General features: G+C 31.2%; 28 protein-coding genes. 14 read left to right on the forward strand and 14 right to left on the reverse strand.

From position 1 onward, the window contains the following. Position 1: 1 nt before the first annotated feature. From J8L88_RS18190 to J8L88_RS18230, 9 genes are all read right to left on the reverse strand, one after another. Positions 2-526, reverse strand: a complete 525-nt coding sequence (locus J8L88_RS18190; protein ID WP_233557616.1) for a hypothetical protein — start codon at positions 524-526, stop codon at positions 2-4. Between the two features lie 155 nt (positions 527-681). Beyond that, complete coding sequence (locus J8L88_RS18195) at positions 682-1,299, reverse strand: hypothetical protein (RefSeq protein WP_162897335.1); 618 nt, start codon at positions 1,297-1,299, stop codon at positions 682-684. A 153-nt stretch (positions 1,300-1,452) separates the two neighbouring features. Beyond that, a complete protein-coding gene (locus J8L88_RS18200; RefSeq protein WP_027393585.1) occupies positions 1,453-2,148 on the reverse strand; it encodes a hypothetical protein in 696 nt (231 codons plus the stop codon). A 19-nt stretch (positions 2,149-2,167) separates the two neighbouring features. Further along, positions 2,168-2,863: a hypothetical protein gene (locus J8L88_RS18205; RefSeq protein ID WP_118385877.1), complete on the reverse strand. Its 696-nt coding sequence runs from the start codon at positions 2,861-2,863 to the stop codon at positions 2,168-2,170. Positions 2,864-2,978: 115 nt separating this feature from the next. Further along, entirely contained in the window at positions 2,979-3,662 is a 684-nt protein-coding gene (locus J8L88_RS18210) for a lysoplasmalogenase family protein (RefSeq protein WP_108805329.1), read from the reverse strand. Then, positions 3,662-5,656: an NAD-dependent DNA ligase LigA gene (gene ligA, locus J8L88_RS18215; protein WP_118385876.1), complete on the reverse strand. Its 1,995-nt coding sequence runs from the start codon at positions 5,654-5,656 to the stop codon at positions 3,662-3,664. The genes J8L88_RS18210 and ligA overlap by 1 nt, the downstream gene beginning before the upstream one ends. A 30-nt stretch (positions 5,657-5,686) precedes the next feature. Continuing rightward, on the reverse strand, positions 5,687-6,277 hold the full coding sequence (locus tag J8L88_RS18220) for a TIGR00730 family Rossman fold protein (protein ID WP_027393581.1): 591 nt from the start codon (positions 6,275-6,277) through the stop codon (positions 5,687-5,689). Continuing rightward, entirely contained in the window at positions 6,274-7,152 is an 879-nt protein-coding gene (gene prmC, locus J8L88_RS18225; RefSeq protein WP_211061491.1) for a peptide chain release factor N(5)-glutamine methyltransferase, read from the reverse strand. The genes J8L88_RS18220 and prmC overlap by 4 nt, the downstream gene beginning before the upstream one ends. A 2-nt stretch (positions 7,153-7,154) precedes the next feature. After that, positions 7,155-7,640, reverse strand: a complete 486-nt coding sequence (locus J8L88_RS18230; RefSeq protein WP_027393579.1) for a GNAT family N-acetyltransferase — start codon at positions 7,638-7,640, stop codon at positions 7,155-7,157. Between the two features lie 205 nt (positions 7,641-7,845). Here J8L88_RS18230 and J8L88_RS18235 point away from each other — a divergent pair, with 205 nt between their 5' ends. The 5 genes from J8L88_RS18235 to J8L88_RS18255 are packed head-to-tail and all read left to right on the forward strand — an operon-like array spanning position 7,846 to position 11,344. Then, positions 7,846-8,196 carry a hypothetical protein gene (locus J8L88_RS18235; protein ID WP_051336160.1) on the forward strand — a complete coding sequence of 117 codons (351 nt, stop codon included), beginning with the start codon at positions 7,846-7,848 and terminating at the stop codon, positions 8,194-8,196. Between the two features lie 5 nt (positions 8,197-8,201). Continuing rightward, complete coding sequence (gene ribD, locus J8L88_RS18240) at positions 8,202-9,251, forward strand: bifunctional diaminohydroxyphosphoribosylaminopyrimidine deaminase/5-amino-6-(5-phosphoribosylamino)uracil reductase RibD (protein WP_371813694.1); 1,050 nt, start codon at positions 8,202-8,204, stop codon at positions 9,249-9,251. After that, entirely contained in the window at positions 9,244-9,852 is a 609-nt protein-coding gene (locus J8L88_RS18245; protein WP_211061492.1) for an HAD family phosphatase, read from the forward strand. The genes ribD and J8L88_RS18245 overlap by 8 nt, the downstream gene beginning before the upstream one ends. After that, positions 9,849-10,718: a GRP family sugar transporter gene (locus J8L88_RS18250; RefSeq protein ID WP_027393575.1), complete on the forward strand. Its 870-nt coding sequence runs from the start codon at positions 9,849-9,851 to the stop codon at positions 10,716-10,718. Before J8L88_RS18245 ends, J8L88_RS18250 begins: the two co-directional genes overlap by 4 nt. Before the next feature lie 11 nt (positions 10,719-10,729). Beyond that, positions 10,730-11,344 carry a YigZ family protein gene (locus J8L88_RS18255; RefSeq protein WP_211061493.1) on the forward strand — a complete coding sequence of 205 codons (615 nt, stop codon included), beginning with the start codon at positions 10,730-10,732 and terminating at the stop codon, positions 11,342-11,344. Here the strand turns inward: J8L88_RS18255 and J8L88_RS18260 are convergent. Next, a complete protein-coding gene (locus tag J8L88_RS18260; protein WP_027393573.1) occupies positions 11,325-11,747 on the reverse strand; it encodes a thioesterase family protein in 423 nt (140 codons plus the stop codon). The two genes, J8L88_RS18255 and J8L88_RS18260, sit on opposite strands and share 20 nt — an antisense overlap. A gap of 191 nt (positions 11,748-11,938) precedes the next feature. On the opposite strand from J8L88_RS18260, the gene dnaA reads away from it, so the two are divergent. The 3 genes from dnaA to J8L88_RS18275 all read left to right on the forward strand — a co-directional run bounded on the left by dnaA (position 11,939) and on the right by J8L88_RS18275 (position 14,771). Next, on the forward strand, positions 11,939-13,366 hold the full coding sequence (gene dnaA, locus J8L88_RS18265) for a chromosomal replication initiator protein DnaA (protein ID WP_027393572.1): 1,428 nt from the start codon (positions 11,939-11,941) through the stop codon (positions 13,364-13,366). Positions 13,367-13,379: 13 nt separating this feature from the next. Next, positions 13,380-13,832: a low molecular weight protein-tyrosine-phosphatase gene (locus tag J8L88_RS18270; RefSeq protein ID WP_211061494.1), complete on the forward strand. Its 453-nt coding sequence runs from the start codon at positions 13,380-13,382 to the stop codon at positions 13,830-13,832. A 207-nt stretch (positions 13,833-14,039) separates the two neighbouring features. After that, complete coding sequence (locus J8L88_RS18275; protein WP_118385871.1) at positions 14,040-14,771, forward strand: SAM-dependent methyltransferase; 732 nt, start codon at positions 14,040-14,042, stop codon at positions 14,769-14,771. 6 nt (positions 14,772-14,777) lie between these two features. Here the strand turns inward: J8L88_RS18275 and J8L88_RS18280 are convergent, their stop codons facing one another. The 4 genes from J8L88_RS18280 to dapF all read right to left on the reverse strand — a co-directional run bounded on the left by J8L88_RS18280 (position 14,778) and on the right by dapF (position 18,137). After that, on the reverse strand, positions 14,778-15,443 hold the full coding sequence (locus J8L88_RS18280; RefSeq protein ID WP_118385870.1) for a peptidoglycan-binding protein LysM: 666 nt from the start codon (positions 15,441-15,443) through the stop codon (positions 14,778-14,780). 354 nt (positions 15,444-15,797) lie between these two features. Further along, a complete protein-coding gene (gene mltG / locus J8L88_RS18285) occupies positions 15,798-16,841 on the reverse strand; it encodes an endolytic transglycosylase MltG (protein WP_211061495.1) in 1,044 nt (347 codons plus the stop codon). Beyond that, on the reverse strand, positions 16,831-17,358 hold the full coding sequence (locus tag J8L88_RS18290; protein WP_027393567.1) for a GNAT family N-acetyltransferase: 528 nt from the start codon (positions 17,356-17,358) through the stop codon (positions 16,831-16,833). Before J8L88_RS18290 ends, mltG begins: the two co-directional genes overlap by 11 nt. Continuing rightward, positions 17,352-18,137, reverse strand: a complete 786-nt coding sequence (dapF, locus tag J8L88_RS18295) for a diaminopimelate epimerase (RefSeq protein ID WP_027393566.1) — start codon at positions 18,135-18,137, stop codon at positions 17,352-17,354. The genes J8L88_RS18290 and dapF overlap by 7 nt, the downstream gene beginning before the upstream one ends. A gap of 165 nt (positions 18,138-18,302) precedes the next feature. Between dapF and J8L88_RS18300 the strand changes: the two genes are divergently transcribed. The 6 genes from J8L88_RS18300 (at position 18,303) to J8L88_RS18325 (ending at position 26,756) form a co-directional block, all read left to right on the forward strand. Then, entirely contained in the window at positions 18,303-19,721 is a 1,419-nt protein-coding gene (locus J8L88_RS18300) for a trypsin-like peptidase domain-containing protein (RefSeq protein WP_211061496.1), read from the forward strand. Between the two features lie 136 nt (positions 19,722-19,857). Beyond that, positions 19,858-21,306: a glyceraldehyde-3-phosphate dehydrogenase gene (locus tag J8L88_RS18305; RefSeq protein WP_118389842.1), complete on the forward strand. Its 1,449-nt coding sequence runs from the start codon at positions 19,858-19,860 to the stop codon at positions 21,304-21,306. A gap of 332 nt (positions 21,307-21,638) precedes the next feature. Then, positions 21,639-22,256 carry a tRNA (guanine-N1)-methyltransferase gene (locus J8L88_RS18310; RefSeq protein WP_211061497.1) on the forward strand — a complete coding sequence of 206 codons (618 nt, stop codon included), beginning with the start codon at positions 21,639-21,641 and terminating at the stop codon, positions 22,254-22,256. A gap of 59 nt (positions 22,257-22,315) precedes the next feature. After that, positions 22,316-22,993 (forward strand): tRNA (guanosine(37)-N1)-methyltransferase TrmD, encoded by a 678-nt coding sequence (trmD, locus tag J8L88_RS18315; RefSeq protein WP_027393562.1) that lies wholly within the window; start codon positions 22,316-22,318, stop codon positions 22,991-22,993. Positions 22,994-23,216: 223 nt separating this feature from the next. Further along, the gene (gene rplS, locus J8L88_RS18320) at positions 23,217-23,567 is read left to right on the forward strand and encodes a 50S ribosomal protein L19 (protein WP_027393561.1); all 351 of its coding nucleotides are present in this window, start codon (positions 23,217-23,219) and stop codon (positions 23,565-23,567) included. 963 nt (positions 23,568-24,530) lie between these two features. Continuing rightward, positions 24,531-26,756 (forward strand): NADP-dependent isocitrate dehydrogenase, encoded by a 2,226-nt coding sequence (locus J8L88_RS18325; RefSeq protein WP_211061498.1) that lies wholly within the window; start codon positions 24,531-24,533, stop codon positions 26,754-26,756.

A 26,756-nucleotide genomic window follows, 5' to 3' on the forward strand; every position in this document is an offset into this window, starting at 1 on the left:
ATTATATAATCTGTAAAATTTTTAAATATTTTTTTAATTCGGAAATAAAGAGATTTATGTTCTGATCTGCAGAACCAATAACTAAATCATTTATGCGGTTATCAATTTCTGCAAAACCAACTTTAAACTTGGCCTTAGAAGCTGCCGCTACATAATCTAATTCTTGTTTACTTTCTGAATAAAAGTTGATCAAAACATCATATTCCTCATTTATAAAATCTTTTAAAGAATTACTTTTAACAGCTCCACCAACACCAAAACTTTTATCATTATAATAGGCTGCATCTTTATCATCAGAAATTTCTTTCTGATCTTCTTTATATCCCATTACTTTTAACCTATCAGATTTAACGCCTAATTCATTAGCTAACTTAACTAATGACAATACATTAACAGATTGAGAGGCATCAATTAAAACTGCTAAACTTTTAATACTAGAAACCTCTTTTGCTCTAGATTTTCTAGACTTGATATGAGATTCAATGCTTTTTTTTAGTGCATTACGTTTAAGACCCTTTAAAATCATTTATAAAAAAGATTAAGTGACAAATGTAGCTATTTTACATCTTAAATTCATGTAGAAGAGCATAAGAAAATTGAAAAAAACTAAATAATTTAACTTTTAGTTATATAATTAACATTAGTGATAAATCTGTTTTATTCCTCGATTCATCTAAAGGTTTAGACATCCTTTAAATAGTTATCCTCTCTATCTAGCAGTCTTGCTTCTATTAAAAATTGCAAGAAAAAATACAACCCTGCAATCTCTGCAATATTTGCTAATATTGTAAACTCCCTAGCATAATAATAAAAATGATTAATTAATAACAAAGCATTCACAAACAAACAGCAACTCGCTGATATAAAAAGTTTAAAATTGCCTTGATACCTATCTGTAATATAAATAAAGAAACAGACCCCTACAAAAAGAAGGACTGCAAAAAGAATTGCGAAGAAAGTAACAATAGAATCCATAAGAACAGGAAGCACTAATTGAGACACCGAAAAAATCAAATATGATATTAAAATAAAACTTATAATAATAGGAAAAGAAGCTAACTTCTTTAATTTAATATCAGCTAGAGAGATATAACTTCTTAATAAAAATATATTTATCAAATAAAAAGAAATGATCAACATCCCAACTACATTAAAATACTTATCAAAATCAGCATAAACTAATGTATCATTAATAGCAATAGCAATCATACTAAGGATATAAAAAACATTTACAACCTTAGTCTTAATAATATAAATAACTATAAGAGAAACTGGAACTAATGGCTTGACATATATCAAATGTATTCTTTCACAAAAAAAAGCAACCAAAATAACCACAACATAAGAAAAATAAAACAATACATATGACGGGCTAATGGGTCTCAATATTTGCAAATGTTATTTTTAGTGAATATTAATATCATTTCAAAATACTAAATATCAACAATTAAATTAAAAAAATTCTACATCATCTGGTTTCAAGTCCTCTTGCTCCACAAAAAACTTAACCAAAAAATAGTGCCCAAATAATTGTAAAACATTTGTAATAACTACAAACACATCGAGGTATACATACATTTTATTTAATATCGTCAAAATATTTACAATAAGAAAGCAAGATGCCGCTATCATTAAAGATGAACTCACTACAGTTTTACTGTTTAAGTAGATATAATAACAAAAACCAATAAATAATATAAACAAAATTATAAGGATATTGAGATAAAATTGATCATCCCCAACATTTAGAGAAATCATATCTGCTACTGAGTAAACTACATAAGTAATTAAACTCATAGTAATCCCTAATTGAATGGTAAAAATTCTTTTCAGTTGTATTTTCACTTTCTTTAAACTCTTCCATAATAACATCATATTAAAACAATAATAAAATGACATCAGAACATTAATTACTCTAAAATATTTTTTGAAATCTATAACAGACAATACCTCTGATATTAAAACTATCATTAGCGCTATTAAAACTAGATATCTTATTTTTTTTGCAGCAACTAAATAAAAAAAAGACAATGAAATAACGACAAGAGTTTTGGTATAGACTAACCAAGGCTCATGAAAAATAGAAGTCAGTAATAACATAACTCCTGAAATATACAATAATCTATATGCTAATTTTATTTTATCCAACTATACTTCTTTATACTTTCTAAAAGCCTTCAAACTCTTCAGATTTCAAATATTCATATTTTGTAATCATATAATTCACTAAAAAAACAAGAGCTAAAGGCTGACATATTAAGCGAATAACTTTTAGCTCGCTAGATTGAAGATAAAACTCATCAATCAATAAAACAAAATCACTAAATGAAAAGTTTAAAATTGCCAAAAAGAACCATAAAGACTTTTCTGATCTTATATTTATATAATGCATTGCCCCTACGATAAGCAAAACATACAACAATAATAAATGTAGAAAACCGATTAAACTTAAATTCCCCATTGGCTCTCTAACTACCGAATATGTAATAAAAAAAATTACTGTATATAATAGACTTCCTAGAACTAGCGTAAAAACATCTCTGCGATTATACTTAAAAGATTTATGATTATAGTAAAGAAAATAAAACAACATAATGTATCCAATTATACGGACAAGCATCCTGTGTTTTATTGTTCCTATTTCAGTTATTAAGTGCATTAACTCCGAAATGAAAAATAAAAATAGCACAAGAATATGCACCGGTTTTATTTTCTTACTTTCTAGTATATACTTAAATGCTATTGATATAAACAATAAAGATGTACTGGCACTACACAACAAAGAATTCTGAAATAAGAATCCTAAAACCTGTAGCACAACCAAAAAAGAAATTATAAATTTTAGTAGTTTTCCCTCATTCATTCGATTTAGGTGGTATAAAAAAAAGGGAGAAATCCCCATCATACACTATATTAAACAATTTTTCCTTTTGTTAATATACTAAATTTCAATTAAATGATTAAAAGCAAACAAAGAGCTATGTTTTAATTTTTAGCGAATCCGAACTAGAAATCTTAAACTTTACCAAAAAGAAAACCGCCAGTAACTGATAGATAGCATTAATTATCTTAAGCTCTAAAGAAGGAACATAAAACTTATCTAATGCGAAGCAAGCATCACTTATAATAAAATTTAAAATAGCAATTGTAAACCAAAGAGACTTAGGAGATCTAATATTAACATATTGAAATACTGCTCCAATTAATAAAAAATATAGAATGATAATATACACAATTCCAAAAGGCCTTATATCCCCCATCGACTGATTAGTGACAGCATAAATTTGATAGACAATAACCGTCCAGACTACTAAAAAAACTCCTAGATAGACCAAGTCTGTTTTATTATAATCTATTTGCTTATGATTTTTAAACAAGAAATAAAAAAGAATGAAATAACTTAAGGTATAGCTCAATAAAACATACCTAAACCCATTCTCTATTCCCGTTAGTAAAAATATATCCCCCATAAAACAAAGAAATAATACCAGTACAAACAGAGCATCAACCTTTTTTACATTAAACCAATACAACATAAAAAACAAAGGCACTGTCATTGGTTTTGAATACAACTCTATGGTTTGATTTTGTAGTATTGTACTCAAAACACATAAACTACCGGTAATTAACAGTAATATTTTTATGAGGGTTCTTATTTTCATTATTCAATTAAGTTAAGAAAATCATCTTCACTTATAATCACAATTCCGAGTTTGTTTGCTTTTTCTAGTTTACTTGGCCCCATATTCGCTCCAGCAACGACATATGTTGTCTTTGAAGAAATTGAGCTAGAAACTTTTCCTCCGTTATCTTCTATTAATTTTTTGAGTTCATTCCGAGATACTTTTTCAAAAACTCCAGATACTACAAAAGTTTGACCTTTTAAAGTCTCTGTTTGATTAGCCAATTTATCTGCAGAAATTTGCAATTGGACTCCGTGACTTAAAAGCTTTTCTACAAGCGTTTTATTAGATTCTGAATTAAAAAATTCTCGCACACTTTGGGCAATTTTAATACCAATTTCATCTACATTAACCAATTCTTCCTCAGTAGCAGCTATAATTGCATCTATAGTTTTATAATGTTTAGCCAACTTTTTTGCTACGGTTTCTCCAACATATCTAATCCCCAAACCAAACAAGACTCTCTCAAATGGAATTTCTTTAGATTTTAAAATTCCTTCTATTAAATTATCCGCACTTTTCTCAGCCATTCTCTCCAAAGGAATGACTTGTTCTTTTGTTAATTCATATAAATCCGCATAATTAGTAATCAGACCTTCTTTTACCAAAAGAGCAACTGTCTCACCTCCTAAACCTTCTATATCAAGAGCCTTACGAGAAATATAATGCTGTATTCTTCCAACAATCTGCGGAGGACAACCATAAATATTAGGACAATAATGCTGTGCTTCTCCTTCTTTCCTTATCAAATCCGTACCACATTCTGGACAAGATGATATATACTGAGTAGGAATAGAATTATGGTCTCTTTTAGTAAAATCAACACTTACAATCTTTGGTATAATCTCACCTCCCTTTTCTACAAAAACAGTATCATTTTCTCTGATATCTAATTTCTGAATTTGATCTGCATTATGCAATGAAGCTCTTCTTACAGTTGTTCCTGCTAATTGAACAGGTTCTAAGTTAGCCACAGGTGTAATTGCTCCTGTTCTACCTACTTGATATGTAATCTCATTAAGTTTAGTAACCGCCTGTTCTGCTTTAAACTTATACGCCATAGCCCATCTCGGAGCTTTAGACGTAAATCCTAACTCTTCTTGTTGTTGTAGATTATTTACTTTAATTACAACGCCATCAGTCTCATAAGGTAAATCTCTTCTTTTCTGATCCCAAAGATTAACAAACTCTAAAACCTCATCTATAGAATTAACTAAACGAGATTCTTGAGGCACCTTAAACCCCCATTGCCTAGCTTTTTCAAGACTTTCATATTGTGAAGAAATACCTAATCGATCTCCAGCAAGATTATACAATAAACAATCTAAAGGACGTTTAGCGGTCTCACTACTATCTTGTAATTTTAAACTTCCTGAAGCTGTATTTCTTGGGTTCGCATAAGGCTCTTCTCCCGCAGCGACACGTTCTTGATTCATCTTTGCAAAACCCTCATAAGGTAATACGATTTCTCCCCGTATATCAAATTTAACCGGATAATCACCTTTAAGTTTTAAAGGAACTGATTTAATCGTTTTTACATTTGTGGTAACATCATCTCCTTGGATCCCATCACCTCGCGTCACTGCCCGAATTAATTCTCCGTTTTCATACGTCAAACTAATCGAAGCACCATCATACTTTAGCTCACACGTATAACTTACATCTCCATCCACCAACTTCTTAATTCTAGTTTCCCAATCCAACAAATCTTCCTTAGAATAAGAATTATCTAACGAATACATCCGTTGTTCATGAACAACTGTATTAAAATTCTTAGTAACTTCTCCACCAACCCTTAATGTTGGTGAATTTGGATCATAAAACTCAGGATGTTTTTCTTCCATCTCCTGAAGCTCTTTCAGCTTCATATCAAATTCATAATCACTTATCGTTGCTGCATCAAGCACATAATAATTATAATTATGTTGCCTTAACTCTTCTCTTATTTTATTGATTTGCTGCTCTATACTCATTACGCTGCTATCCGTATTTTACTTTATTTTTTATGTCCCTTCAGGTTTTAACCATTTCGGTACCTGAATAGGTTTAAACGCTTTCATTTTTTGCAAAAGACGATCAATATCATCTTCTACTATCAATAAATCATAATTACTCTTTTTTAAGAAACCATTATGAACCATATTTTCTAACATTAACAACAGGTGATCATAAAAACCATTGGTATTCAAAAGACCAATCGGTTTTTGATGTAAACCCAATTGAGACCAAGTAATAATCTCAAATAATTCTTCTAATGTTCCAAAACCTCCAGGTAATGTGATAAAACCATCACTAAGCTTATGCATTTTCATTTTACGTTCATGCATATTATCAGTAGTTATCAATTCTGTTAATCCTAAATGGACTACTTCCTTTAGCTTAAGAAAATCAGGAATAACACCAATTACTTTACCATTATGAGCAAGTGCACCTTCGGCTACTTTACCCATAATACCAATCTTTGCAGCACCATATACCAATACTATATTTTCTTGAGCTAGCTGTTGCCCTAATTGCAAAGCTTGCTCCACAACGTCAACATCATTCCCTTCACTACTTCCACAAAAAACACAAATAGAAGTTAAATCATTCATAGATTTTTTATATTATTTTTAATTAAACCTGCTTGTATCATTCGATCATTCCCGTATAAATCTTTACGAAGATTAACAGCTTGATATCCCTGTTCTTGGATCATTACTTTAGTTTCTTTTCCAAGATATTGATTAATTTCAAAATACAACAAACCACCCAAAGCCAATGAACTCTTGGCTAATTCGGTAATTTTTTTATAGAAAATTAAGGGGTTTTCATCTGAAACAAAAAGTGCTAAATGAGGCTCATTATCCAACACATTAGGCTGTATTTCTTTTTTTTCAAGTTCTCTAACATATGGAGGATTAGAGACTATAACATCATAATCACCATCTAAACTATCCAATTCAAGAGCATTTGCTTTAATAAAATTTACCTCCACATCATTATCAGCAGCATTTAACCTTGCAATCTCCAATGCTTTTTCTGAAACATCTATGGCATATACTTCTGAATTTGGTATGTTTTTAGCAAGAGAAATCGCAATACAACCACTACCGGTACCTATATCTATAATTTTTAGTTTTCGATTTCTTTTTTCACCTTCTTGATTCTTTATAATCCAATCTACCAACTCTTCAGTTTCTGGCCTAGGAATCAATACATTTTTATTAACTTTAAATAACAATCCATAAAATTCTGTATCCCCAATGATATACTGAATAGGATCCTGATTAAACAATCTTTCTTTTGCAGTAGCAAAACAAGATATTTTATCATCATTAACCTCATTACCTAAAGCCAAAGCGATATCAACACGCCTCATATCTAAATACTTTTCGGAAAGCATATAAAAAAAAGATTCTACTTCTTCTCTATTATAAAGCCCTGCCAAAGAATCTATAAAATCTTTTCTAAGATCTTTAATTTTCAAACCTACAAATCTTTAATCATCCAAGCTTGACAACTATAATGTCCTGTATCCCCCATCGGTGCATCTAAAGCTTTAAATCCTACTCTTCCGTACAACTTTCTAGCTTCTTTCATATAAGGCATAGTCTCCAAATAACATTTAACAAACCCTTGTTCTTTTGCAAAATCGAGACATTTACTCATCATTTGCGAACCTAAACCTTTTCCTCTTGCTTCTGGTAGAAAATACATTTTTTGAAGCTCACATATTTCTGAACTTCCTTTTTCTAATTGGGCAATTCCCGCACCGCCAATAATCTTACCATCATCTTCTACAACAAAATATTTTTTTCGAGGAGCATCATAAGTTTCATACATTACATCTAATGCTTCGTCCTCATAAGCTGTCCCGACCTTAGGAACTCCCATCTCAATCAAAACATCTCTAATTACTTGAGCTAAAGCTTGGTTATCTTCTGGTGCAACTGAACGAATTTTTATCGTACTCATTATAATATTTAAATACTACTTTTGTTAATCTAAAAATTAATGACTTTCATCTTTTTATATAGATGAAATATACGTTAAATCCATACAGTAATCAATGAAGAAGCTTTTATTATTATCAACAATATTTCTCATAATTTCTAGCTGTTCTATATCTAAAAAACCCGAGTTTAAATATATTACAAATATTGATGTTAAAAATGTCAGTATGCGTAATATAACAATACAAGCAGATGCAGTTTTTAATAACCCTAATAACTTAAATGGTAAACTTTCTATTGATGACATCAGAGTTTTTGTTGATAACATAGATGTAGGTTCTATTTCTTCTAAAGAATTTGATGTCCCATCTAAAAAAGAATTTACGATTCCATTAGAAGGAACATTTTCACTTTCTAAGATTTATGAAGAAAACAAAAATAGCCTTCTTAATAGTGTAATTAAAATGGTACAGACAGATTCTCTTCTTATTCGTTATGAAGGAAACATTAAATATCATTTCGGAAATTTTTCTTATCCGTATAAGATCAATAAAGAACAAGAAGTAAGTTTAAAATAGTTAGAGTGAATACACTACACGAAAAATACATAAGACGTTGCATTCAAATTGGAAAAAATGCATTAGGCAATGCCAGACCAAACCCGATGGTTGGTTGCGTTATTGTTCTTGATAATATGATTATAGGAGAAGGCTACACTAGTCCATATGGAGGTAGTCACGCTGAAGTAAATGCAATACAATCGGTAAAAGACACAGCTTTATTAAAAAAAGCCACTCTATATGTAACTCTGGAACCATGTTCTCATTTTGGAAAAACTCCTCCTTGTAGCGATCTTATTATAAGGCATCAAATACCAAACGTAGTTATAGGAACAATAGATACACATAGTAAAGTTTCTGGAAGAGGTATCGAAAAACTTAAAAATGCTGGATGCAATGTGACTCTAGGTGTTTTAGAAGTTGAATGTAGAAAACATCACAAGCGTTTTTTTACATTCCACAATAAAAAACGCCCCTATATTATTCTCAAATGGGCACAAACTATAGATGGATTTATTGCTCCAGAAAAAACAACAAAAAGAGCTCCCGTGTGGATCACAAATTCTTACTCAAGACAATTAGTTCATAAATGGAGAGCAGAAGAACAAGCTATCCTTGTTGGAAACAAAACAGTAATAGAAGATAACCCAAGACTTACTATTAGAGATTGGTCCGGCACCAACCCTGTAAGAATAATAATTGACCTTTATAACAAAATCCCAAAAGGTTCTTCTATTTTAGATAAAACCGTAAAAACAATTGTAATTACAACTAGTGATTACAAACAAGAAAATGAGGATACTGTTTTAACATATGAGATGATTGATTCTAAGAACAATGTTCCTCAACAAATTTGTAACATCCTTCATTCTCACGAGATTCAATCTGTAATTATCGAGGGAGGTAATTACACCATTCAATCATTTATCAATGAAAACTTATGGGATGAAGCAAGGGTATTTACAGGAATGAATAGTTTTCTAAAAGGAGTAAAAGCTCCTGCACTTGAATCTAAACGAACCTCAGAGAAAAAAATAATTGACGACACCTTAAGAATATATTATAATGATTAAAACTATTATTTTTGATTTTGGTGATGTCTTTATAAATCTAGATAAGTCAGCTACAATAAGGGAACTTACAAAACTTGGATTACCTCTCTTCACAAAAGATCTAGAACACTTAAATGAATCCTATGAAACCGGAGAAATTACAACTACAGATTTTATAAACCATTATCAAAAGTTACTTCCCGATGTTTCTGAAAGAAAAATAATAAATGCCTGGAATGCTATTCTAAACGATTTTCCAGAACATCGTTTAGAGTTCCTTCAAAAATTATTTAAAAATAAAACATATAAGTTGATTTTATTAAGCAATACAAACGAATTACACATAAATTGGATAAAGGAGAATATCCCATTTTATTATGATTTTAAATCTTGCTTTCACAAATTCTATCTTTCACATGAGATCAATTTAAGAAAACCTAATTTAGATATTTTCGAGTTCGTATTAGACAAACATCAATTAAATCCATCAGAAACTCTTTTTATTGATGACACTTTTGCTAATACAACTGCAGCTCAGGAGCTAGGAATTAATATATGGAATAATGACCCCAAAAAGGAAGATGTTACAAATCTATTTACCATAAAATCTAATTTGTTTTGATATATCTATTACTAAGTATACTCGCCTCTAGTTGGATTTTAATAACTTTTAAGCTGTTCTCTAAATACAACGTAGACACATTACAGGCAATTATCATTAATTATATTGTTGCTTCATTATCTGGATTAGTCGCATACCCTAAACCGATCACCATAACAACTATCATAAAATTTGATTGGTTTTATGGAACGATTGCCTTAGGGCTTATCTTTATATTAATCTTCAACTTAATGGCAATTACCACTCAGAAGAGTGGTATATCAGTAGCAGCTGTAGCAACTAAAATGAGTGTTGCTATTCCTGTTGTATTCGGGATACTTATATATAAAGAAAGTACTGGAATATTAAAAATAGTAGGAATCACATTAGCTTTAGTTGCTGTTTATATGACCTCGATAAAAACTAACGATGGGATTTCTATAAAAAAAGAAAATCTAATTTACCCTTTTCTAGTTTTTATAGGAAGTGGTATCATAGATACAAGTCTAAAGTTTATGGAAAAGAATTACGTTTCTGAAATAGATACAGCAATTTTTTCATCATCTATTTTTGGTTTTGCAGCAATAATAGGAGTATTTGTATTAATTTATAAAGCAATTACTTCTAAATTAAAAGTATCCATTAAAAATATTATCGCAGGAATTTGCCTAGGTATCCCAAACTATTTTTCAATATATTTTTTGATTCAAGCATTACGTAATCCTAATATGGATAGTTCTACTATCTTTATAATTAACAATGTTGCCATTTTATTAGTGTCTACATTTGCTGGAATTTTCTTTTTTAAAGAAAAATTAATTCAAAGAAACTGGATAGGGATTATACTAGCAGTTATAAGTATTTTATTAGTTACTTTTTCTATTTAATATCAAAAGAATTGAACACTACAGACACTTACAAGACAATAACTGAGCCAGGAGAAGAGGTTTTATTTAAGGACAAGAACAGTAAATTCTTTGGATACTCATTTCCTATAATTTCGGAAGAAGAAGTAAAATCAATCATAGAATCATTAAAAAAACAACATCATGCTGCTAGACATTGGTGTTATGCTTGGCAACTTGGCACCGAAAACATAAAATACAGAAGTAATGATGATGGAGAACCTTCTAACTCAGCAGGCCAACCTATTTATGGACAAATTCAATCCTTTCAAGTCACAAATATCTTAATAGTAGTTGTTAGATATTTTGGTGGTGTTAAGCTTGGTGTTGGAGGGTTAATTAACGCTTATAGAACAGCAGCACAATTATCTCTTCAATCTTCTAATATTTTAGAAAAAACAATCGATATTAAATTCTGTATCACTTTCGAATATAAAAACATGAACAAAGTGATGCGAATTATAAAGGAGCGTCAACTTAAAATTACCAATCAAAAATTAGAATTAGACTGTAAAATGTTTATTTCTGTAAGAAAAACAATAGCTAATGAAATAAATGATCTTTTCTCTACGTTGTACGAAGTAGAAATTAAACGAGTAGACGATTAAACTCTTTTTCTATTATGTTTAGTAAGTAAGGTGGGCATAAAATTGGTTTTCTGGTTTCGGCATCTACAAATACCAATGTTGAAGAAGCAATTGTTAACAATTCTTCATCTTGATTGTAAATTTTGTAGTCAAAAATGATACGAACTGTAGGAATTTTCTTTAAAAAAGTTTTAACAGTTAATTCGTCGTCAAAGAATGCAGATTTCTTAAATTTAAAATCTAATGTAAAAACAGGAAGCATAATACCGCTTTCTTCCATTGATTTATAGGAAACACCCAGTCTTGATAGCCAATCAATACGGGCTAACTCTAAATATTGTGCGTAGTTACCGTGATGGACTACTCCCATTTGATCGGTTTCGGAATACCTAACTTTAAATGATGTTTCTGAACTGATTGACATTTATTTTATTAAAAAAGTATGATTAATATAAAATTGCAATTATCTAAGTATGCGAAAAAAATAATTAAAATTCAACCCCAAAATCGTTTTTTTTTTACATTTTTTGTTCACATATTTGTCTTGCAAAAAAAGAAGGAACTTTTTCAACAATTTTCCGTTAATAACCTAATAAAAGTAATCTAACCACTCTAATGAATATAACTGCGCAATCAGTTTGGGATAATTGTCTGTCTTTTATAGAGGATAACATTACCCCGCAAGCTTTTAAAACCTGGTTTGAACCTATTAAAGCTGTAAAGCTTACGGATAGCGCTTTGAGTATTCAAGTACCCAGTAAGTTTTTTTATGAGTGGCTAGAAGAACACTACGTAAACCTTCTTAAAGTATCTTTAACTAGAGAACTAGGAGAAACTGCAAAGTTGGTATACATTATTAAAATGGAAAATACGTATGGTAACAAAAAACCATTTACTGAAAAGATTCCTAGTGCTAATAGAAAAGCAGTGAGCTCTCAGGAAGTTGATGTGCCAATCAAAAGCAAAAATCCTGAATTAAAAAACCCATTTGTAATTCCTGGAATTAGAAATGTAAAAATTGAATCTCAGTTAAATCCAAGTTATAATTTTGAAAATTTCTTAGAAGGAGACTCTAACAGACTAGCAAGATCAGCAGGAATGGCTGTTGCTAACAAACCTGGAGGTACTTCTTTTAACCCTTTATTAATTTTTGGAGGAGTAGGATTAGGTAAAACCCACCTAGCTCATGCCATTGGAGTTAACATTAAAGATAATTATCCCGAAAAAACAGTCTTATATATTTCTGCTGAAAAATTCACTCAGCAGTACATCGAGTCTGTAAAAAAGAATAATAGAAATGATTTTATTCATTTTTATCAAATCATCGATGTATTAATAGTAGATGACATTCAACTATTATCGGGAAAAGCTGGAACACAAGATGTATTCTTTCATATATTTAATCACCTACATCAAAACGGTAAACAAGTAATTCTTACTAGTGACAAAGCTCCTGTAGACATGCAGGATATTGAACAACGATTACTTTCACGTTTTAAATGGGGATTATCTGCAGAGCTGCATCAACCAGATTTTGAAACAAGAATCTCAATTATAAAAAACAAACTTTATCGTGACGGTGTAGAGATGCCTGAAGATATTGTGGAGTTTTTAGCAAACAACATAAAAACCAATATCCGCGAATTAGAAGGCGCTATTATATCATTAATTGCTCACTCCTCCTTCAACAAAAAGGATATCACAATAGATCTTGCAAAAGCTATTGTAGACAATTATGTTAAAAACACAAAACGAGAAGTATCCATAGACTACATACAAAAAGTAGTTAGTGACTATTTTCAAATGGATGTAGAAACATTACAATCCAAAACACGTAAACGTCATATAGTACAAGCAAGACAGTTAGCCATGTTCTTTGCTAAGAAGCTAACAAAGGCTTCATTAGCAAGTATTGGAACACAAATAGGAAAAAGAGATCACGCTACTGTACTTCATGCTTGCAAAACTGTTGACAACCTTTCCTCTACAGATAAGCAATTTAGAAAATACGTAGAAGATTTAGGCAAGAAGCTTACCCTCTAAAATCCTGATTTACATGAAAGTTAAGATCTTAATGGTATGCCTAGGAAACATATGCAGGTCTCCCTTGGCAGAAGGCATTCTAGCATCTAAACTAGATTCTGAAAAATTTCAAGTAGATTCAAGCGGCACAAGCAATTACCATATTGGAGAACAACCAGACAGAAGATCTATTGAAACTGCCAGAAAACATGGGATAGATATTACAAATCAAAGAGCTGCTCAGTTTAAAGTCAGTGACTTTGATCATTACGATTTCATCTATCCAATGGATAATTCTAACTACCAAAACATAATAAAACTTTCTCGTAATGAAGAAGATCGTAAAAAAGTAAAGTTAATTTTAAACGAATTACAACCGTATCAAAATCTAGATGTTCCAGATCCGTATTATGTAGGAGATCAGGGTTTTGAAAATGTTTATCAAATGCTAGATAAAGCATGTGACCATATTGTTACAAAGCTATAAAAAGAGACCTAGCCTAGAAAACAAAGTTTTTGTATATTTAGAAACAGTTAACCTAATTTAAATATACTATTCTTTGAAAACAAAATTAACTTTTCACCAATACCCACATTATTTCCAAAGCATATCCAAATTCATCATCTGGATCACAAACCCTAAGAATAGCACACAAAATTCAATTAATCAAAAATTAGCTACTAAATAAACATTATGGAATCAAAACCCCTAGATCCTAAAGGAAAATTATATTTAATCCCAACTAGATTAGGAGACGACGTACCATTAGAAGTACTACCTATCTCTATAAAAAAAGTACTAGAACAAGTAAATCATTACATCGTTGAAAACGAAAAACCCGCAAGACGCTTTATAAAAAAAGTAAGCCCTAGCAAATCACAACGATCCTTAATTATTCATTCAGTAAACAAATACACTGATGCTTCTGAAATACCAAATTACTTAGCTCCCTGCCTCAATGGAGAATCTATTGGATTATTATCAGATGCTGGATGTCCCGGTATTGCTGACCCAGGAGCAGAAGTAGTAAGGTTAGCACACGAAAAAGGAATTCAAGTAACACCTCTAGTTGGACCATCATCTATATTTCTGGCTATGATGAGTAGTGGTATGAATGGACAAAATTTCAGCTTTAACGGTTATCTGCCAATTGATAAAAACGAAAGAAAATCTACCATTAAGTTTCTTGAAAAAAATTCTCTTGAAAAAAATCAAGCTCAAATTTTTATAGAAACTCCTTACAGAAATGATAAAATGTTAGCCGACTTATTAGCCATTCTTAATCAAAATACTAGATTATGTATCGCAAGTGATATCACGTTAACTACAGAGTATATAAAAACTAAAACTGTAGAAGAATGGAAGAATGAGCAAATTGAATTACACAAAAAACCTACAATATTTATTATCCAAAGAGATTTCTAGTAAAAATTAAGCTTTTGCCTTTCTATTAGGAACAACGAACGATGTATCAAACCCAGAAAAACGCTTCATGTAATATCGGATTGTTGTACCAAAAGCATCAGCAAAACCATCTACTCCACCGCTGCGAAGATATTTTTTTACTGCACCTGGTCCTGCAAGGTGTGCTGCAGCAAGTACACCAGACTCCGTAATCATAATACCATTCATTCTTTTACCAGCAAACCATTTAAGATCTCTGCGTAAAATCCATTTATTCCTAGAAAGGTTTGCATAAAATGCTCTTTCCTGTAATTCTGGAGTAGAAAGAAAAATATTTTTATTTTTTATACCGATCAACTGAAGAGTCCCTATACCAAATTGATACTTTCCCATGTATCCAAATTGATTTACAACACCGTAGTCTCCTCTAGACTCTTTAAAAGCTACAGCTTCTTTAAAACCTACATATGACTTACCTAACTCTGGATAAACGAAATTACTTATTAGATCATCGTTAATTTCATTGTAATCAAGACCATCCTCTATTTCATTAAAATTAGGAGCGATATAATAAAGATCTAATCCAGCGGTACTATACGAGCTTAGATCTGTGCTATTTTTTGGTTTAAAACTTACTAAAACGATTCCCCCGATTGTAAGAATTAAAAAAAGTCCAATTATCCTTTTTATCATATAAAAAATTTCTAAGTAGACATCAAAAAGATGTTCCCCTCTACTTAAATTTTTGCGGTGCAAATATACAGCTTTTTTTTAAACCAAGCACTATAACATGTTAAACTTATTATAATACTGAAAAACAGGTGTTTACACATAAAAAAGAGTTAAAAAAAGTACTAAAAAGTCAAAAAAACTCTTAAATATTGCACTTAAACGTCAAAGTAAGAGTTTTGATCGATTAAAATCACACAACAAGTTTGTTAGGTAATTAACAAGATTCGAAAAGAAAATGTTGATAAGTTAACACTAGAAAACGTTTTTATCTACAATCCGGAATGATTTTTTCCTACAAAAAGAACCTTAGAAATTCTATCTATTTACTCCTTGTTTATTAATCCAATTGATGTATTGTTTTTTATTTCTATTGTGTTGAGCCATTGTTTTAGCAAACTTATGATATCCAAAGTTTTCTACATTAGCCACAAAGAAGTAGTACTCATGATTTTCATAATTAAGCACTGCATCAATAGAAGAAATATCTGGCATAGTAATAGGTCCTGGAGGTAAGGTGCTGTACTTATAAGTATTATAAGGACTGTCTAACTCTAAATCTTTATAAAGTACTCTTTTAATAACCATATCCCAGTCATCTCTATGTTTTTTCAATGCGTATATAACTGTTGGATCTGCATCGAGTTTCCATCCATTTTTATATCTATTCATATAAACTCCTGCCACCCTTGGTCGTTCATCTACCTTAGCTGTCTCTTTTTGGACAACAGAAGCAATAGTAGTTATTTCATTAAATGTTAAACCAATACTTTTCGCCTTACTTGTCCTATTATCATTCCAAAACCGTTTATACTCTTTCAACATTCGGCTTCTAAACTGCTCAGCAGATGTATTCCAAAAAAACTCATATTTATTCGGAACATACATTGCTAGTGCATTATCAATTGTAAAACCTTGTTCAGCTATAAAATCCGCATCTTTAAAAGCTTTTAATAAAGACAAACTATCAGCCTCTATCTGTTGAGCAACTCTAGCCGCTAGGTTTTCCAATCTTTCTTGATTATTAAAACTTAGTTGAATTGGTGTGTTTTTACTTCGCAATAAACCTACAAGTTCATTATTGTTTAATCCTTTTTTAAGGATATACCTTCCTGCTTTCACTTTATTAGTATACCCTTTTTTGGCAGCTATTTTATCAAAACTGGAGGGGTCTTTTAATAAAGGATGTATAATTTTTCTTAATTCTGGATATGTTGTTCCCGAAGGTATAAATACTGTTGTTGTTTCAGAATCAAAATTTGTATTAGGAGAAAAAACTGCCTGATACACATAATACGCAAACAACCCACCACCTATTAAACCAATTAAGGCTATTATTAATAATATTCTTTTAATGTACATATATATGTTGATATAATAATTCATCCTTGTACATACCAGATACAAGGTTCCATTCTTTCTTTACTCCTATATTTATAAACCCTTCTTTCTCAAACAACCTTATACTTGCAACATTATCTTCTGCAATGTTAGCGTATAATTGATGTAACCGTAAGTGTGTTTTACCGTAATTCTTAATAATGCGTAGAGCTTCTTTACCATATCCTTTTCCGCGGTGCTCTTTTTCTGCTATTAGAATACCTACTCCTGCCCTATTGTGAGTCGGGTTAAAATCGAACAAATCAATAAGTCCTAATGTAGCTCCATCATATGAACAAATAACGAGTCGTAATTGTTTGGCATCATAAATATCCTGATGTGCATTCTCTAAATATTGTTTAATCAAAAATCTAGAGTAAGGAGTTTGAGTTGTACTCATCTCCCATATTTGCTCATCGTTTTCAATTAAATAAACAAAATCTAAATCTTCAGGTTCTAATGCCCTCAGATAAATATGCTCACCTTTTAATGTCAACATGTGATCTCTCCTTTAAAAACTTGTTCTGCTGGACCAATAAGAAATATATCTTCATAACCATTAATAGTTTCCTTAAAAGTTACCCTTAATTCACCTCCAGGAGTTTTTACACTAACTTCTTCTTTATCCGTCATTTTTGTTCTATGCATAGATAATGCAACTGCAGTTACACCTGTCCCACATGATAAAGTCTCATCTTCTACCCCTCTTTCATAAGTACGTACAGAAAATAAATCATCAGATTCTTTTTGCACAAAATTGACATTACTTCCCTCCTCAAAATACGGAGATCCATTTCTAATTTCACGACCAATATTGGGAACATCATAAGAAACCAAATCATTTACCATAGTTACATGGTGTGGAGAACCGGTATCTAAAAACAAATGTGAATCATATTGTTCGATTTTGGAAACATCCTGCATTTGCAAATAAACTACCCCATTCTTTATTTCTGCCTTATGCTTTCCGTCAATTGCGGTAAAAGTAGCCCTGTCGTCAACTACATCTAAAAAAGCTGCAAAAGCTACCAAACATCTTCCTCCATTACCACACATGGTACTCTCATTACCGTCTGCATTAAAATACACCATAGTAAAATCATCTTCTTCATTTTGAGGAAGTTCTAGCAACATTAAACCGTCTGCTCCTATTCCAAATTTTCTGTCACAAAGTCTTGCGAATAATTTGGTATTATTTTTGGACAAAATTGATTCTCTATTATCAATGATTACAAAATCATTACCGGTACCTTGATATTTATAAAAAGTAAGGTTCATTATTTTATTCAATTATAAAGAGCAAAGGTACAAAGAAAGTAAACATATAATCGTTGTTAATGGTCCGTTAAATATCTAAAAAAAATATACTATAGTTGTAATTTTAATAGTTATTAAGAGTCTATATTATAGTACTAGTCAAATTAAACGAAAAAAGAAAAGAAGATGAAAAGATTTTTTAGCTTATTGGTTGTAGCTATTTTAGCAGGAGTAATGACATTGGGAGCATATAAAATGTTTCTCGAACCTGAAGCGGTTGTTATTACTAAAAATGAGACCACACAAAAAACAAATTTAATCCCAACCACGTATACTGCAACTAACATAAATACCGCGGGCACCAATGTTGATTTTACTGTTGCTGCAGAAAAAACAGTAAATGCCGTTGTTCACGTTAAACAATATGGAATTTCCAAGACACCAAGGAATCTGATGGAATACTTTAGAAATGGAGGAACTACCGAAAGAAAGATTCAAGGTGCTGGATCTGGTGTTATTATTACAGAAGATGGATACATAGTTACAAACAATCATGTAATAGATGGTGCCACTGATTTAGAAGTTACATTAAACAATAATAAATCATATAAGGCAGAGGTAATAGGCACTGCTCCACAATCAGATATTGCATTAATTAAAATCGACTCCGATGAAAAATTATCCTATATCCCTTTCGGAAATTCAAATACAGCAAAAATTGGAGAATGGGTGTTGGCAGTTGGTAACCCTTTTAACCTTACATCTACGGTTACTGCTGGTATAATTAGTGCCAAATCAAGAGATTTAAATGAATATGATGGTAATTTCCAATCATTTATACAAACAGATGCAGCCATCAATCCAGGAAATAGCGGTGGGGCTTTAGTAAATATACGAGGAGAACTAATAGGTATAAACACAGCAATTACATCACAAACCGGAAGTTATGTAGGATATGCTTTTGCTGTACCCTCTAATAATGCTCGAAAAATTGTGGAAGATATATTAGAATTTGGAGATGTACAAAGAGGAATATTAGGTATAAACGGAGATAATCTTACTAAACAGGTAATGGAAAAATATAACATTAATGAAACTCAAGGTGTTATCATTACAAATGTAGGTGAAGATAGTGGCGCTAAGAAGGCTGGATTAAAAGAAGGTGATGTTATTAAGGAAATAGATGGATTAAGAATTAAGAAGTTTGCCGACCTAACAGGTTATGTAAATAGCAAAAGTCCTAATGACATTATTAATGTGAAAATAATTAGAGAAAATGAAGAACTTAATGTACCTGTAACTTTGTCCAAATATGTTATCCAAAGATATAGCATTGAAGATGTCGGTGTAGAAGTAGCGAATCCAAATCCAGACTATTTAAAGAAATTTGATTTGGACCATGGAGTAATCATCAGCAAAGCACTAAGTCCAAAAATGCAACGATATAATCTAGAAGGCTTAATTATAAGTGAGATAGACAGCAAAAAGGTAAAAGATGTTTTACAAGTAAAACAAATTATAGAAAGCAAATATCCAGAAGAAGACATTACTATCAGCTTAATTGATCGTAATGGAGAAAAGAGAGAGTTTGTTTTCCAAAATTAGAAGGAACGTGAAGTAAAATCAACAATCCCATTACTAACAAAAAGTAATGGGATTTTTTTATTTAAAAAACTTTACGAAAACGTTTGAAATTCATACTTTTGCGCGAAATTTCAAGATTCTAAAAACACAACACATTATGAGTTCTAACGAAGTTTATGAGAAAGAACTTGCCTTTCAGGCAGACAGACGCCGTGCTACGGTAGCATTTATTAAAACTGTGAGTGACCTTTGGTACGATAATTCTATTGAGTTAGTACTATTTCGTAATCAATTAATTGATAAAAATGTAAGCGAAATCCTTAATCTGCATGAATACGCTGGTGAGTTTGTTCAAAAACCAATTTCGATTTTTGATTCTGTAGAAATTGCACAAGCAATTAAACTGATGGATTTACCTCCTGCAAAATTAGATATCGGCAAACTTACTTATGAGTATCACCTTGCGGGTAATGAATATGATTCTGCGACTAGTTTCGTAATGAACAAACTAAAAGATGCTAAGAAATTTAAAAATATATCTCCAAAAGATGTAGTTCTTTATGGATTTGGAAGAATCGGGCGTTTAGTTGCTAGAGAACTTATGACTATTACCGGAAAAGGCAGTCAATTAAGATTAAGAGCTATCGTAACTAGAGGATCAATTACAGAAGATGTTTTAGAAAAAAGAGCTTCTTTATTAAGAAATGATTCAGTACACGGAGAATTTGCTGGATTAGTAGAAACAGATATTGCAAACAGTTCTTTAATAATAAATGGCACTACAGTAAAAATTATTAGCGCTAACAATCCAGAAGATATAGATTATACTTCTTATGGAATAGATAATGCCTTATTAATTGACAATACTGGAGCATTTAGAGATAAAGAAGCTTTAAGCAGACACTTAATAGCAAAAGGAATAGACAAAGTATTACTTACCGCACCAGGAAAAGGGATTCCTAATATTGTTCATGGAGTAAATCACCAAGAGCACAATCCAGATAAAGTAAATATTTTCTCAGCTGCTTCTTGTACTACAAATGCAATTACACCAATTTTACAGGCAGTAGACGAAAGTTTTGGAGTAATAAATGGACACTTAGAAACAATACACGCATATACCAATGATCAAAATTTGGTGGACAATATGCATAAAAAATATAGAAGAGGACGTGCAGCTGCATTAAACATGGTAATTACTGAAACTGGAGCTGGCAAAGCTGTTTCTAAGGCATTACCAAGTTTTGAAGGTAAACTAACTTCTAATGCTATTCGAGTTCCAGTACCAAACGGATCTTTAGCTATTCTTAATCTTAATTTAGAGAAAAACACCTCTAAAGAAAGTATGAATGCTATTATTAAAAAATACGCTTTAGAAGGAAACCTAGTTGAACAAATTAAGTATTCATTGGATAACGAATTAGTATCTAGTGATATCGTTGGATCATCCGCTCCATCAATATATGATAGCAATGCAACAATTGTAGATACTAAAGGTAATAATGCTGTGCTTTATGTTTGGTATGATAACGAATATGGATATAGTCATCAAGTAATCAGACTATCCAAATATATAGCAAAAGTAAGACGTTTTACATATTACTAGTAATTCCAACTATTATAATAATTCTTAAAAAGTCGTTATCCTCAAGATAATGACTTTTTTGTTTTATAAACCTAACAAACAAATGGTTTGAAAAACAAAACTTTTCGTAAATTTCAAAACACTAAGAAATATGATTAACTATACTCCTTTTTAAATCTTTTAAATTACCCACAATATCGTATATTTATTACCGTTACAATTAATTAAAGACTAACGTAAAAAAGAATAGAATCTTGAAAAGTATATTGATAACTTCCTTAAGCAAGTAAAATAAAGTTTATGTAATATACTCAAGGTTTTAATCAACCATTAAAAACAACTAAAACTCACACATGAAATTACCAAAGTACCTATTAGTTTTCATAGCTCTATTCCCCATCTTTGAAACCATTCAGGCACAAGAAGATAATCTTACTGCAGAACAAGCATTAAAAAATGAAAATATTAAAACTCAATTTGATGTAGTCATTAAAAAATCAGGAAAATATCAAGAATATAAAGTTGTTAAGCGTGTATGGTTAGATAAACTAAAAGGAAATACAATAGATTCACTTAAAACATTAGAAGATAAATTAAACAGTTCTAATCAAAAAATAACAGAACAGCTAACCTCCATTTCTAATCTTGAAGCTTCTCTAGCCAAAACCAATGAAAACCTTACTACGGTTACAGAAGAAAAAGATAGTATGACATTTTTAGGAATACCGTTCACAAAAGGTAGTTATAAAACTATGATGTGGACTATTGTTGGTGCACTTGTAGCGCTTCTTGCTTTCTTTGTTTTTAAGTTTAAAAATAGTAATTCTGTTACTGTACAAGCTAAAAAAGCTTTAGCTGAAACAGAAGCTGAGTTTGAAGATCATAGACGCAGAGCTTTAGAAAGAGAACAAAAAGTGATGCGTAAACTTCAGGATGAAATCAACAAACAACGTAAAACCGGAGCTAAGTAATCCAAATATCTGGATTTTACCATATTTGTTTTGCATCTTTGCATTCTTAATAAGAAAAGATGCGCATAGACATAATAACCGTTGTACCCGATATTCTTAAAAGCCCTTTTGAAGCTTCAATTATGAAGCGATCAATAGAAAAAGGTTTAGTAGAAGTACAGCTCCATAATCTTAGAGACTATACCACTGATAATTACAAACAGGTTGATGATTACCAATTTGGTGGTGGTGCCGGCATGGTAATGATGGTAGAGCCAATAGATAAATGTATTTCTAAACTAAAAGCCGAAAGAACTTACGATGAAATCATTTATATGACTCCGGATGGAGACACGTTAAACCAAGGAATTGCAAATCAACTATCTCTAAAAGGGAATATAATAATTCTTTGTGGCCACTATAAAGGTGTTGACCAACGAGTTAGAGATCATTTCATCACTAAAGAAATATCAGTTGGAGATTACGTACTATCTGGCGGAGAATTAGGTGCTTTAATACTATGTGATGCAATCATTAGATTAATCCCCGGAGTATTAGGTAATGAAACCTCTGCGTTAACAGATTCTTTTCAAGATGACTTATTAGCTCCTCCAATATATACAAGACCTGCAGATTACAAAGGATGGAAAGTCCCTGAAGTACTGACATCCGGAAATTTTCCAAAAATTGAAGCTTGGAGAGAAGAACAAGCATACCAGAGAACAAAAGAACGAAGACCAGACTTATTAGACGATTAGTTTCTGATTTTTAATGTTAATAAATCTATAAAGCGTTTCAACTAAAGACAAAAGATATTTCACTGAAATTTAGACAATTAATTGAATATCATCTTTACAAACAATATTACCAAAAATACTTGCAAATCATTAAATAATAGTTATTTTTGCAGCCTGATTGAAACAACCTCTGGCGAGAATCGTGAATGTTGCTTTAATAAAACATAAGTAAACTACTTCAAAAATGGAAGATTTAGTAAAATTCGTACAAGACGAGTTTGTAACAAGAAAAGAGTTACCTGAATTTGCAGCAGGTGATACTATTACAGTATATTACGAAATTAAAGAAGGAAACAAAACACGTACTCAGTTTTTTAGAGGTGTTGTAATCCAAAGAAGAGGTTCTGGTTCTAGTGAAACTTTTACTATCAGAAAAATGTCTGGTACAGTAGGTGTTGAACGTATTTTTCCGATTAATTTACCAGCTCTTCAGAAAATCGAAATTAATAAAAGAGGTAAAGTTCGTAGAGCACGTATCTTTTACTTTAGAGAACTTACAGGTAAGAAAGCTCGTATTAAAGAAAAAAGAAGCTAATTCTTTCATCTTATATAATATTAAAGGTTGTCATATGGCAACCTTTTTTTATGAACAAAAGTTAATAAACTAGGTTCATAACCAGTTGATAACTAAAAAGATACAAGATGCCAATCACTTGAATCTTTTTTCTTAACTTTAGTATATAGAAATAATATAGTATAAAGAGATGACACAAGGATTCTTAATATATTTTTCTAAACTCGTTCTTTGAACATTTTACATAAACCATCTTAAGATTAGGATAAATATAAAACGAAAGTTATTTTTTTGAGTACATCGTTGAAATCACTTTAAGGATTCTCTTTAAAATCATTTCAGAATGAAATTCATAAGAAAAAATTAAGTTTTGACACCTTTTTAATTTTAAGTGGCATTAGACTATTCGGATGAGAAACTAAAAAATTACATAAGTAATTTAGATACAACAGCGTTCGCAATAGTCACTTGAGTAGTATTTTCTAGTATGATTGTATTTTCTTTCGTAAATTAAAACTACTCAAAAACAGAGGTAACAGTTTTGGTATAAATTAACGCAAGTTATTATTTAATAGCGGGTAAAACAGCTAACTAAATTATTATTTCTGAACGAAAGCCATATCAAGATATTCGTATTATGATATGGCTTTTTATATTTAAAATTATTCTCAAATTAAACTACTTTTTTTACGACAACCATTTTTTACCCCCATTCTTTTTCAAAGATTTCTAATTCAATCTCTTTAACTCAAAACTAACAATGTACCGGTTGCATTTACTACCCTATATTTGTATCTTCGCGCTCGGAAAATCTTACAGCGAATAATATTTTTATACACGTAGTGTTCCTCGAATATTTTTAGAAAGGTTAATATTATTTGTCCAAGAAAAATTAAACGACTAATTGTTTCCTTAATAGATAGTATAATACATAAGGTATTTTACCAAAAGTTCTGATAAATATCTTATTCAAAATCAAAAAATATGGGAATTGAATCCTCAAAAATTGTTTACACAAAAACTGATGAAGCACCTGCGTTAGCTACCTATTCTTTTTTACCTATCGTAAAAAAGTTCACCAAAGCCGCAAATATCGAAGTTGAGACTAAAGATATATCTCTTGCAGCAAGAATTCTAGCTATTTTTCCTGAGAACCTTTCGGATAAACAAAAACAAGCAAATGCATTAGCTGAACTTGGCGAATTAGCTTTAAAATCAGAAGCTAATATCATCAAGTTACCCAATATTAGTGCTTCAGTTCCTCAATTAAAGGCAGCTATAGCAGAGTTACAATTACAAGGTTTTGATATCCCTAGTTATCCTGAAGAACCAGAAAGTGATACTGAAAAGGAGACAAAAGCTAAATATGATAAAATTAAAGGAAGTGCTGTAAACCCAGTATTAAGAGAAGGAAATTCTGATCGTAGAGCCCCTAAACCAGTAAAACAATATGCAAGAAAAAACCCGCATTCGATGGGTGAATGGAGTAGTGATTCCAAAACACACGTAGCCACTATGGCCAATGGTGATTTTAGGTCTAATGAAAAGTCAGTTACAATTTCTAATGCTGGAGATGTTAAAATTGAATTCGTTGATGATAATGGTAATACGACAGTATTAAAAGAACAGACAACATTACTTGCAGGAGAAATTATTGATGCTACAGTAATGAATAAAAAAGCACTGATTTCTTTTCTAGAAGAACAGATTGCTGATGCCAAGCAGAAAAATGTCTTATTTTCATTACATATGAAAGCGACTATGATGAAGGTGTCAGATCCCATTATTTTTGGTCATGCGGTTGAAGTATTCTTTAAAGATGTATTCGAAAAGCATAGTGAAATTCTAGAAGAAATAGGTGTTGAAGTCAATAATGGTTTTGGCGACCTTGTTAATAAACTAAAGAAAATATCAGATGCTAGCAAGAGAGCAGAAATAGAGGAGGATATCAAAGCTTGTTATGAAAATGGTCCTCAACTAGCGATGGTTAACTCTGATCAAGGTATTACCAATCTCCATGTACCAAGTGATGTTATTATCGATGCTTCCATGCCTGCAATGATCCGTAACTCTGGACAAATGTGGGACGCAAAAGGTAATACTCAAGATACTAAAGCTGTTATACCTGATAGTAGTTACGCGGGAATATATCAAGAAACTATAGATTTCTGTAAAAAACATGGAGCTTTCGATCCTACAACTATGGGAACTGTCCCTAACGTTGGTTTAATGGCTAAAAAAGCCGAAGAATACGGATCTCATGATAAAACATTCGAAATAAAAGGAACGGGTACCGTTCGTGTTGTAGATGGTGCAGGTACTGTTTTAATAGAACACCCTGTAGAACAAGGAGATATCTGGAGAATGTGTCAGACCAAAGATGCTCCTGTAAAAGATTGGGTAAAATTAGCAGTAAGTAGAGCAAGAGCAACAAACACTCCTGCAATATTTTGGTTGGATAAAACAAGAGCTCACGATGCTAGTCTGATCGAAAAGGTAAATACTTACTTACCAGAACACAATACAGAAGGATTAGACATTAGAATTATGTCTCCAGTAGAAGCTACAAAGTTCTCTTTAGAAAGAATAAAAGATGGTAAAGATACTATTTCTGTTACCGGAAATGTATTACGTGACTATAATACGGACCTCTTCCCTATTTTAGAACTTGGAACTAGTGCAAAAATGCTTTCTATCGTTCCGTTGATGAATGGTGGAGGTTTATTTGAGACTGGTGCGGGTGGATCTGCTCCTAAACACGTCCAACAATTCAATAAAGAAGGACACTTACGTTGGGATTCTCTAGGTGAGTTTTTAGCATTAGCGGTTTCTTTAGAACACTTAGGAGAAGTTAATAACAATCCAAAATCGCTCATAATTGCTGAGGCATTAGATAAAGCAACAGAAGAGTTTTTAGAGAATAAAAAATCTCCATCAAGAAAAGTAAACGAACTTGACAATCGTGGTAGTCACTTTTATCTTGCTTTATATTGGGCACAAGCACTTGCTGAACAAACAAAAGATAATGATCTAAAAGATGAATTTGCTTCTATCGCCAAGGAATTAGGAGAGAATGAATCAATAATTATTCAAGAATTAAATGATGCTCAAGGAAGCGCTGTTGATATGGGTGGTTATTATTGGCCAGATGTTACTAAGGTTTCTAATGCAATGAGACCTAGTAATACATTAAACAAAATCATAGGATAA

It is taken from the genome of Aquimarina sp. MMG015 (genome assembly GCF_018100855.1).
GTDB classification, from domain to species: domain Bacteria; phylum Bacteroidota; class Bacteroidia; order Flavobacteriales; family Flavobacteriaceae; genus Aquimarina; species Aquimarina latercula.